8 protein-coding genes are annotated in these 8,549 nt (G+C 71.1%); 3 read left to right on the forward strand and 5 right to left on the reverse strand.

Annotated elements, in window-relative coordinates; all coding sequences use genetic code 11:
- Nucleotides 1-180 precede the first annotated feature (180 nt).
- Nucleotides 181-573: a metalloregulator ArsR/SmtB family transcription factor gene (locus tag ACTB72_RS18650; RefSeq protein WP_463038515.1), complete on the reverse strand. Its 393-nt coding sequence runs from the start codon at nt 571-573 to the stop codon at nt 181-183.
- A gap of 305 nt (nt 574-878) precedes the next feature.
- Here ACTB72_RS18650 and ACTB72_RS18655 point away from each other — a divergent pair, with 305 nt between their 5' ends.
- From ACTB72_RS18655 to ACTB72_RS18665, 3 genes are all read left to right on the forward strand, one after another.
- Entirely contained in the window at nt 879-1,394 is a 516-nt protein-coding gene (locus tag ACTB72_RS18655) for a TspO/MBR family protein (protein ID WP_463038516.1), read from the forward strand.
- 301 nt (nt 1,395-1,695) lie between these two features.
- Nucleotides 1,696-2,931 (forward strand): 5-aminolevulinate synthase, encoded by a 1,236-nt coding sequence (gene hemA / locus ACTB72_RS18660; RefSeq protein WP_463038517.1) that lies wholly within the window; start codon nt 1,696-1,698, stop codon nt 2,929-2,931.
- Between the two features lie 100 nt (nt 2,932-3,031).
- On the forward strand, nt 3,032-3,448 hold the full coding sequence (locus tag ACTB72_RS18665; protein WP_463038518.1) for a c-type cytochrome: 417 nt from the start codon (nt 3,032-3,034) through the stop codon (nt 3,446-3,448).
- A gap of 167 nt (nt 3,449-3,615) precedes the next feature.
- Here ACTB72_RS18665 and mrdA read toward each other — a convergent pair whose 3' ends face one another.
- From mrdA to ACTB72_RS18685, 4 genes are all read right to left on the reverse strand, one after another.
- A complete protein-coding gene (gene mrdA, locus ACTB72_RS18670; protein WP_463038519.1) occupies nt 3,616-5,583 on the reverse strand; it encodes a penicillin-binding protein 2 in 1,968 nt (655 codons plus the stop codon).
- Nucleotides 5,580-6,104 (reverse strand): hypothetical protein, encoded by a 525-nt coding sequence (locus tag ACTB72_RS18675; RefSeq protein WP_463038520.1) that lies wholly within the window; start codon nt 6,102-6,104, stop codon nt 5,580-5,582. The genes mrdA and ACTB72_RS18675 overlap by 4 nt, the downstream gene beginning before the upstream one ends.
- The gene (gene mreC / locus ACTB72_RS18680; RefSeq protein ID WP_463038521.1) at nt 6,101-7,072 is read right to left on the reverse strand and encodes a rod shape-determining protein MreC; all 972 of its coding nucleotides are present in this window, start codon (nt 7,070-7,072) and stop codon (nt 6,101-6,103) included. The genes ACTB72_RS18675 and mreC overlap by 4 nt, the downstream gene beginning before the upstream one ends.
- Nucleotides 7,073-7,332: 260 nt before the next feature.
- On the reverse strand, nt 7,333-8,373 hold the full coding sequence (locus ACTB72_RS18685) for a rod shape-determining protein (RefSeq protein WP_463038522.1): 1,041 nt from the start codon (nt 8,371-8,373) through the stop codon (nt 7,333-7,335).
- Between the last annotated feature and the right edge of the window lie 176 nt (nt 8,374-8,549).

Consider the following 8,549-nt stretch of genomic DNA (forward strand, 5'->3'; position numbering starts at 1 on the left):
CGGCCGCCTCCAGCCGCGCCTCGGTGGCGGCGTCGGCCGCCCGGACCTCCGGCGGCGCGTCGGCGAGCATCGGGGCCACGTCCCGGTCGGGCGAGGCCGGGATCCTCCGGCCATGCTCCGTCTCCGGGGCATGGTCCGCCGCTGCGTGACGATGGGTCTTCGGGGAGGCGTCGTGTGTGTTCAGGATTTCACGCCCGATGAGGCCGGCGCGGTCTTTGCCGCGTCGTCGGCGCAGAAAATGTCATGCAGAACCATCAGGATCCGCGCCGCGCGCTGGTCGGCGATGCGGTAGAAGATGGTCTTGCCGTCTCGGCGGTTGTCCACCAGCCCCTCCAGACGCAGCCGCGACAGCTGCTGCGACACCGCGGACTGGCGGGCGGAGATCAGACGCTCGAGCTCGGTCACCGACCGCTCGCCCTCCGCCAGATGGCACAGGATGCGCAGCCGACCCTCATGGGCGAGCGCCTTGAGAAGCGCCGTGGCTTCGTCTGCATTGGCCTCCATCACATCCATCGCGCTCGGCGCGTCGATGGCGAGATCACTGTTTTCGGCGAGACCTTTGGGGCGGGCCATGGGCACTGGACTCTATGCATGGCGCATGGGCCCCTGCCGTCCGTCATGCGACGGCCGACCTGGACCCAAGGCGCGCTTGGTCAGGCATGGACCTGCTGGCGATCTGGCTCGCGGTCCTGACTGCACGGACACGGCGGGGGCGCCGGGGACGTCCGCCGAGGGCTTGTCTCTGCGACGAAGCCATCGAAGATGGACAAGCCGCAAGACGCTTCTACCTATCATACCCGTCGGTTTGGCGCAAAAAAGGCAGCGGGGCTGTCGGGTCCTGTCCCGTCGGCGCGCCGACGCCCGCGGAAGGAGAAAACATGTCCCTCGCGATCCTCGTTCCCCTGATCGGCGCCGCGATGGCGGCGGCGCTCACCGGCGCCCTGTTCAAGCCCGGCGACTGGTATCAGGACCTCATCCGCCCGCGCTGGACCCCGCCGAACTGGGTGTTTCCGGTGGTCTGGACCACGCTTTACACGCTGATGACCTGGGCCGCGATCCGGCTGGCCGGCGTCGCGCTGTCGGGCGACGAGGGGGTGGAGGCCGAGCTCGCGCGGGAGGCGGCGTTGACGGCGTTGGCTTTTCATGGATTGCAACTGGTCCTGAACGCGAACTGGTCGCCGCTGTTCTTCGGCGCGCATCGGGCGGGCGTCGCGCTGGCGGTGATCGGGGCGCTGTTCCTCGCGGTGATCGCCGAGCTGGTCTTCGCGGTGCAGGCCGATCCGATCGCGGGCCTGCTGCTCGCCCCCTATCCGGTCTGGATCGCGACGGCGTTCGCGCTCAACTTCTCGATCTGGCGCAACAACCCGCCGGAGGCGTTCCGCCGGCCCCGGTGAAATTTTTTCGCCCCGTTCGCGAGATGATCGGGGGGAGTCCGTCCGGGGCCCCCCCGAACTGCCTGAAACGCAGCCAAATGCCGCGGAATTAACCCAAGCGATTCGCCGTCGAATATGTTTATTTCGCGACCCCGGCCCCAGGACGTTCGTCGCAATGTTCGTCGCCGGGACCCGGCGCGCCCACAGGGGGTCGTCGGCCGGCGGCGCGCCCATCAGGGTCCGCGTCGCGACGCAGCCTTGCGCGGCTCCCTCCGGCGATCGGATCCCGGCGGCCGCCCTGAGCCACGGAGACGAGAGCCGTATGGATTACGAGGGTTTCTTCCGCTCGGAGATCGACGCGCTTCGCGCCGAGGGCGAATATCGCGTGTTCGCCAATCTGGAACGGCATGTGGGCGAATTCCCCCGCGCCACCCGCCGGCGCGACGCCGCCGGGGCAGGGGCGAACGACGCCGAGCACCAGGTGACCGTGTGGTGTTCGAACGACTATCTCGGCATGGGCCAGAACGCGGATGTGCGCGCCGCCATGGTCCACGCCATCGAGACCTGCGGCGCCGGCGCCGGCGGCACCCGCAACATTTCGGGCACCAATGTTCACCATGTGAACCTGGAGGCCGAACTCGCCGACCTCCACGGCAAGCAGTCGGCGCTGCTGTTCACCTCCGGCTACGTGTCGAACTGGGCGGCGCTGGGCACGCTTGGCGCGCGCCTGCCGGGCTGCGTGATCCTGTCGGACGCGCTCAACCACGCCTCGATGATCGAGGGCATGCGCCATTCCCGCGCCGCCAAGCGGATCTGGAAGCATAACGACCCCGAGGATCTGCGCCGCAAGCTGGCCGAGCTCGACCCGGCGCTGCCCAAGGTGGTGGCGTTCGAGAGCGTCTATTCCATGGACGGCGACATCGCCCCGATCAGGGAGATCCTTGATGTTGCGGAAGAATTCGGCGCCATGACCTATCTCGACGAGGTTCACGCCGTCGGCCTCTACGGCCCCCGCGGCGGCGGCGTGGCCGAGCAGGAGGGTCTGATGGACCGGGTCACCCTGATCGAGGGCACGCTCGGCAAGGCGTTCGGGGTGATGGGCGGCTACATCGCCGGCTCCGCCGCGCTCTGCGACTGGGTGCGCAGCTACGCTTCGGGCTTCATCTTCACCACGTCGCTGCCGCCCGCGGTGGCGGCCGGGGCCTGCGCCTCGATCCGCCATCTCAAGGCCTCGGACGCGGAACGGATGCAGCAGCGGCGCATGGTGGCGCTTCTGCGCAAGCGTCTGGACCAGATGGGCATTCCGCATCTGCCCAATCCGTCGCATATCGTGCCGGTGATGGTCGGCGACGCGGCCAAGTGCAAGATGATCTCCGACATCCTGCTCGACGATCACGGGGTCTACGTGCAGCCGATCAACTACCCCACGGTGCCGCGGGGGACGGAGCGGCTGCGCTTCACCCCCTCGCCCCTGCACTCCGAGGCGGATGTCGAGCATCTGGTCCAGTCGCTCCACGCGCTGTGGAGCCAGTGCGCCCTGAGCCGCGCCGTCGCCTGACCTCGGGGGCTGGCCCGTCTCGCGCGCCCCTCGCCCGATCCGGCGCGGGGCGCGCGAAGCGCGTGAGCCGTCCCGAGCCGTTCCCAGCAGAGAGACCCCGATGAAAGCCACTCACATCCTGACCGCGCTCGGTCTCGTCGCCGCTCTGGCCGTCCCCGCCGCCCGGGCCGGCGATGCCGAGGCCGGCGAGAAACTCTTCGCCCGCTGCAAGGCCTGCCACATGATCGCCCATGGCGACGAGGTGATCGTCCGGGGCGGCAAGACCGGTCCCAACCTCTATGGCGTGGTCGGGCGCAAGGTCGGCGCCGAGGAAGGGTTTCGATACGGCAAGGGGTTCGAGGAGGCCAACGCCGCCGGCCTGGTCTGGACCGAGGCCGAGGTCGCGGCCTATGTCCAGGATCCGACCGGCTGGATCCGGGAGAAGACCGGCGACGGCTCGGCCCGCTCCAACATGGCGTTCAACCTGCGCAAGGGCGGCGAGGACGTGGCCGCCTACCTCGCCGGCGTCGCCGAGTAAGTCCCGCGGAGCGGCGCGAACCCCGGCGCCGCCCCGCCGCGAACCGCGTGTGATCGGCGCCGCTCTCGGGTCCAGCCGCCGCGCGGCGCCTCGCCGGCGCCGGCGCTCCGGGCCCATCCGCGCGACGCCCGGGGGCGCCGGCTTCCGCCCCGACCGCCCGCCGCGCGTCAGGCCCGACTCGACCCGTCGCCGGGCGGGCTCGGCCGGTCGGGGGCTTCGACCTCTTCGGGCGACGCGGGCTCGGGGCGCGCGCGCTCCTGGATCACCCGGTCGCGTTGGTCGGGGGGGTAGGCGTCGAGCGGCGGCGGGCCGCCCCACAGCGCCCGCATCGTCACGTCCTGCGCGATCGGCGAGGCCGCGCCCGATCCGCTGCCGCCATGCTCCACCACCACCGCCACCGCATAGCGCGGCTTGTCATAGGGCGCGAAGCTGACGAAGAGCGCGTGGTCCCGACGCTCCCAAGGCAGGTCCTCGTTGCGGATCACGCCGGCGGCGCGCTCCGCCGCGGTGATCCGGCGGACCTGGCTGGTGCCCGACTTGCCGGCCATCGCCACGCCGTCGGTCATGATCCGCGCCCGCCGGGCGGTGCCGCGCCGGTCGTTGACCACCGCCCACATCCCCTCGCGCACCATACGCAGATGCGCGACGTTCACATCCAGCACCGGCGGCGTCGGGTCGGGCAGCGGCCGTCCCGCCTCGCCCCGCACCAGCCGCGGGCTGACCGCGCGCCCGGTGGCGATCCGCGCGGTCATCACCGCCAGATGCAGCGGCGAGGCCAGCACATAGCCCTGGCCGATCCCGGTGTTGAGCGTGTCGCCCATCAGCCAGGGCTGATCGTAGCTCGCCCGCTTCCAGTCCTTGGTGGGCGCCACGCCCTCGGCCACCACCGGCAGCGGCAGGTCGTGACGCACCCCCACCCCCAGCCGATGCGCCATGTCGGAGATCGCGTCGACGCCCACCCGCCGCGCGATCTCGTAGAAATACACGTCGCAGGACTGCGCCAGCCCGTCGCGCAGGGTCAGGTTGCCATGCCCGCCGCGCCGCCAGCAGTGGAAGTAACGGTCGCCCAGCTTGTAGCGCCCGTTGCAGTAGATCTTTTCGGCGTTGTCGATGACCCCGGCTTCCAGCGCCGCCAGCGCCACGACCATCTTGAAGGTGGATCCCGGCGGGTAGAGGCCGGAGACCGTCTTGTTCGACAGCGGCCGATAAGGGTCGTCCATCAGCGCCCGCCAGTTCTTGGACGAGATGCCGAAGACGAACTGGTTCGGCTCGTAGCCCGGCGAGGATGCGCAGGCCACCAGGTCGCCGGTCACCACGTCCATCGCCACCACCGCCGCGCTTTCGCCCGCCAGCCGGTTCATGGCGTAGCGCTGCAGGTCGAGATCCACGGTCAGCTGCAGGTCGGCGCCCGGCGCGCCTTCCTCCCGGCTCAGCTCGCGCACCTTGCGGCCGCGCGCGTTGACCTCGATCCGGCTGAGCCCGGCATGGCCGCGCAGCGTGTCCTCCGCGAGCGACTCCACCCCCGATTTGCCGATCTGGAAATCGGGGATCTGGAACAGCGGCGTCCGGCCCTCGTCCTCGACCAGCTCGCGTTCCGAGACGCGGCCGACATAGCCCACCACATGCGCCATCGACATGCCCTCGGGGTAGAAGCGGGTCTGGCCCACCTCCACGTCGATGCCGGGCAGGGCGGGGGCGTTGGCGTTGACGCGCGCGAAATCGGCCCAGTCGAGATGCTCGGTCACCGTCACCGGCACGAAGGAGGATTTGCGGCGGATGTCGCGCAGCACCCGCTCGCGCTCATGCGGCTCGATCCGGATCAGGCGGCCGAGGCGGTCCAGCGTCTCCTCGACGTCGCCGGCCTGCTCGCGGATCAGGACCACGCGGTAATTCTGGTTGTTCACCGCGAGCGGCGCGCCGTCGCGATCGAAGATCTGGCCGCGGGCCGGCGGGATCAGCCGGATGTTGATGCGGTTCTCCTCGGCCAGCAGGCGATAGCGCTGGGCGTCCTCGACCTGCAGCGCGCGCATCCGCCACGCGAGCGTGCCCATGACGCCCGCCTGGGCGCCGAGCAGCAGCAGCCCGCGGCGCGTCAGCCGGACGGATCGCACGGGGGGTGGGCGCCAGCGGCTCATGCGTCGGCCTCCCGCGGCGAGGCGCCGAGCCGCAGCACATAGCGCAGGAAACCCGCCACCACCGGAATGGCCAGCGCGGTGAAGGCCACATGCGGGGCGAGCGCGGCCGGGGAGGGCGGCTGGGCGAAGGTCAGCGCCATCATCAGCCATTGCACCGCCACCGCCGCGGCATAGACCAACGCCGCCGCCGCCCAGTCGCCCAGCACCGATCGCGGGGCGGGCAGCAGCCGGGCGCGCAGGCGCAGCGCCTCCGCCCCCAGCATCAGCGACAGCGCGCCTGCGCCCAGCGGCCCGCCCAGCAGCGCGTCGCGGATCAGCGTCAGCGCGAAGACCAGCAGCAGCGGCGTCGCCTCCGGCCGGCGCAGGGCGAAGAAGCTGAGCACGCACCAGAAAAGGTCGGGGATCGGCGCGTCGGGCAGGGGCCCGAGCGGGGCCAGCTGCGCCATCAGCGCCGCCAGCGCGCAGATCGTCAGCACCGTGGCCGAAAGCGCTTTTCGAAGCGCCGCGCCCGGGCCGGTCATGGTCGCGTTCCGCGCGAGGCGGCGGGGCCGGGCGCAGCCTCGGTCGCGGGCGCGGCAGGGGCGTCGGGCGCGGCGGGCGGCCCCGGCGGGGTCTCGTCCAGCGGTTCGCCGCGGCGGATCAGGCCGCCGGGGCTGTCGATCTCGGTATCGGGGCGGTAACGCAGCACCCGCACGAATTCCAGCCGCTCGAGGTCGGCGGCGAGCCGGGTGCGCGGGGTCCCGTCCGGCCCCGCGATCAGCAGGCCGATGGCGAGCTCGGGCGGGAACACCTCGCCGTCGCCCGACGTCACCACCCGGTCGCCGGGCCGCACCTCGTCGGGATCCTCGAGGAAGTCGAGCCGGGGGGAGGGGCCGCCGTCGCCCGACAGGATCGCGCGGCGCCCCGAGGGCCGGATCAGCACCGGAATGCGCGAGGAATAGTCGGTGAGGTAAAGGATCCGCGCCGCCCGCCGCCCAAGCCCCACGACCCGGCCGGCCAGCCCCGCGCCGTCCATCACCGCCGCCCCGTCCATCACCCCGTCGCGCCGGCCGACATTGATCAGCCCGGTGGCGAGGAACGGCCCGCCCGAGTCTCCGATCACCTCGCCGGTGACGAAGCCGAGCGAGGGCGACAGCCGCACGTTGTTGAGCGCGCGCAGGCGGGCGTTCTCCTGCTCCAGCGCCAGCGCGCTCTCGCGCCAGGCCTTAAGGCGCTGGATCTCGTGGCGCAGGCCCTCGTTCTGCTCGTAGACCCGCACGAAGTTCTGGAAATCGGCGCTCATCGCCGAGAGGAAATCGAGCGGCCCGGCCGCGCGTTCGATCATCGGCAGCAGGCCGTCGACGATGCCCATGCGGACGCGGTCGACGCGCGGATTGTCGAGCCGCCAGAAGGCGAAGACCGCGATCAGGAACAGGCTGAGCACCAGCAGCAGGATGCGCCGCAGCGCCCGCGCCGCGCCGCCTTCGGCGATGCTGTCGTCCCTGGCCATGGCCGATTTCGTCCGTCCGCGTGTTGGTTCGTGTTTTATCTATATGGGTTAACGTTTTCGATACGTTAACGGGCGGGCGCCGCCGGCGCCGCTTGCGCCAGCCTGATCCCGCAATCCGCCCCGGTCAACGCCGGGGCGCGATGTTCGGGCTCGATCTCCGGGCTCGGCGCCCGCCACGTCGCCGCCGCGACGCCGGTCCCGGCGGGCCGCCGCCGCCCTCGATCCGCAGGGGGCGCCGGCTCCCGTCCTGTCCGCCCGCCTCAACCCTTGTAGTTGAGGATGTGGATCAGGTCCTTCTCATGCTCCAGCGCCTTGCCGGTGCCGAGCGCCACGCAGCTGAGCGGCTCTTCGGCCGTGGTGATCGCGAGCCCGGTCTGCTCGCGCAGCGCCAGGTCCAGATCGCCCAGCAGCGCCCCGCCCCCGGTCAGCATCACGCCGCGGTCGACGATGTCGGCGGCGAGGTCCGGCGGCGTGGCTTCCAGCGCCGACATCACCGCTTCCTTGATCTGCATCACGGGCTCGGCCAGCGCCTCGGCGATCTGGCCCTGGGTGACCTCGATCTCCTTGGGGATGCCGTTGAGCAGGTCGCGGCCCCGGATCTCGATGGACCGGCCGCGGCCGTCCTCGGGCATCCGCGCCGTGCCGATGGTGCACTTGATCCGCTCGGCCGTGGCCTCGCCGATCAGGATGTTCTGCTGGCGGCGCAGATAGGAGATGATCGCCTCGTCCATCTTGTCGCCGCCGACCCGGATGGATCGCGCATAGACGATGTCGCCCAGCGACAGCACCGCGACTTCCGTGGTGCCGCCGCCGATGTCGACGACCATGGAGCCGGTCGCCTCGGTGATCGGCATGCCGGCGCCGATGGCGGCCGCGATCGGCTCCGGGATCAGCGCGGCTTTCCGCGCGCCCGCGGCCATCACCGACTCGCGGATGGCGCGCTCTTCCACCGGCGTCGCGCCATAGGGCACGCAGACGATGATCTTGGGGCTGGCGAAGGACCCGCGCCGGTGCACCTTGCGGATGAAGTGCTTGATCATCTCCTCCGCCACATCGAAGTCGGCGATGACCCCGTCGCGCATCGGACGGATCGCCTGGATCGAGCCGGGTGTGCGGCCCAGCATCAACTTGGCGTCCTCGCCGACCGCGAGCACCTCTTTCTTGCCGTTCTTGGTGGCGAACGCGACCACGGAAGGTTCGTTCAGCACGATGCCGCGCCCCTTCACGTAGACGAGCGTGTTCGCGGTACCGAGATCTATGGCCATATCGGCCGAGAACATCCCGAAGAGGCTGCTCAACATCTGCCTGTCCTTGCGTGCGGCCGCGCTGACCGGGCGGCCCCGGCGCGGTGGTCCTGCGGGGCGCGACTCGGCCCGGGGTTCGGCGGAAAATATGGGGGCGGGGCCGACAAGCCAACCCCGGCTGTTCCGAGCGCGCGCTGCAGGAGACTCATCACGGCACATTGCGCTCTTTCGCG

The sequence above is a fragment of the Albimonas sp. genome (assembly GCF_055129145.1).

Coding starts and splice junctions, on each gene's coding strand:
- ACTB72_RS18650 (WP_463038515.1), bottom strand. CDS start 573: ATGGCCCGCCCCAAAGGTCTCGCCGAAAACAGTGATCTCGCCATCGAC.
- ACTB72_RS18655 (WP_463038516.1), top strand. CDS start 879: ATGTCCCTCGCGATCCTCGTTCCCCTGATCGGCGCCGCGATGGCGGCG.
- hemA (WP_463038517.1), top strand. CDS start 1,696: ATGGATTACGAGGGTTTCTTCCGCTCGGAGATCGACGCGCTTCGCGCC.
- ACTB72_RS18665 (WP_463038518.1), top strand. CDS start 3,032: ATGAAAGCCACTCACATCCTGACCGCGCTCGGTCTCGTCGCCGCTCTG.
- mrdA (WP_463038519.1), bottom strand. CDS start 5,583: ATGAGCCGCTGGCGCCCACCCCCCGTGCGATCCGTCCGGCTGACGCGC.
- ACTB72_RS18675 (WP_463038520.1), bottom strand. CDS start 6,104: ATGACCGGCCCGGGCGCGGCGCTTCGAAAAGCGCTTTCGGCCACGGTG.
- mreC (WP_463038521.1), bottom strand. CDS start 7,072: ATGGCCAGGGACGACAGCATCGCCGAAGGCGGCGCGGCGCGGGCGCTG.
- ACTB72_RS18685 (WP_463038522.1), bottom strand. CDS start 8,373: ATGTTGAGCAGCCTCTTCGGGATGTTCTCGGCCGATATGGCCATAGAT.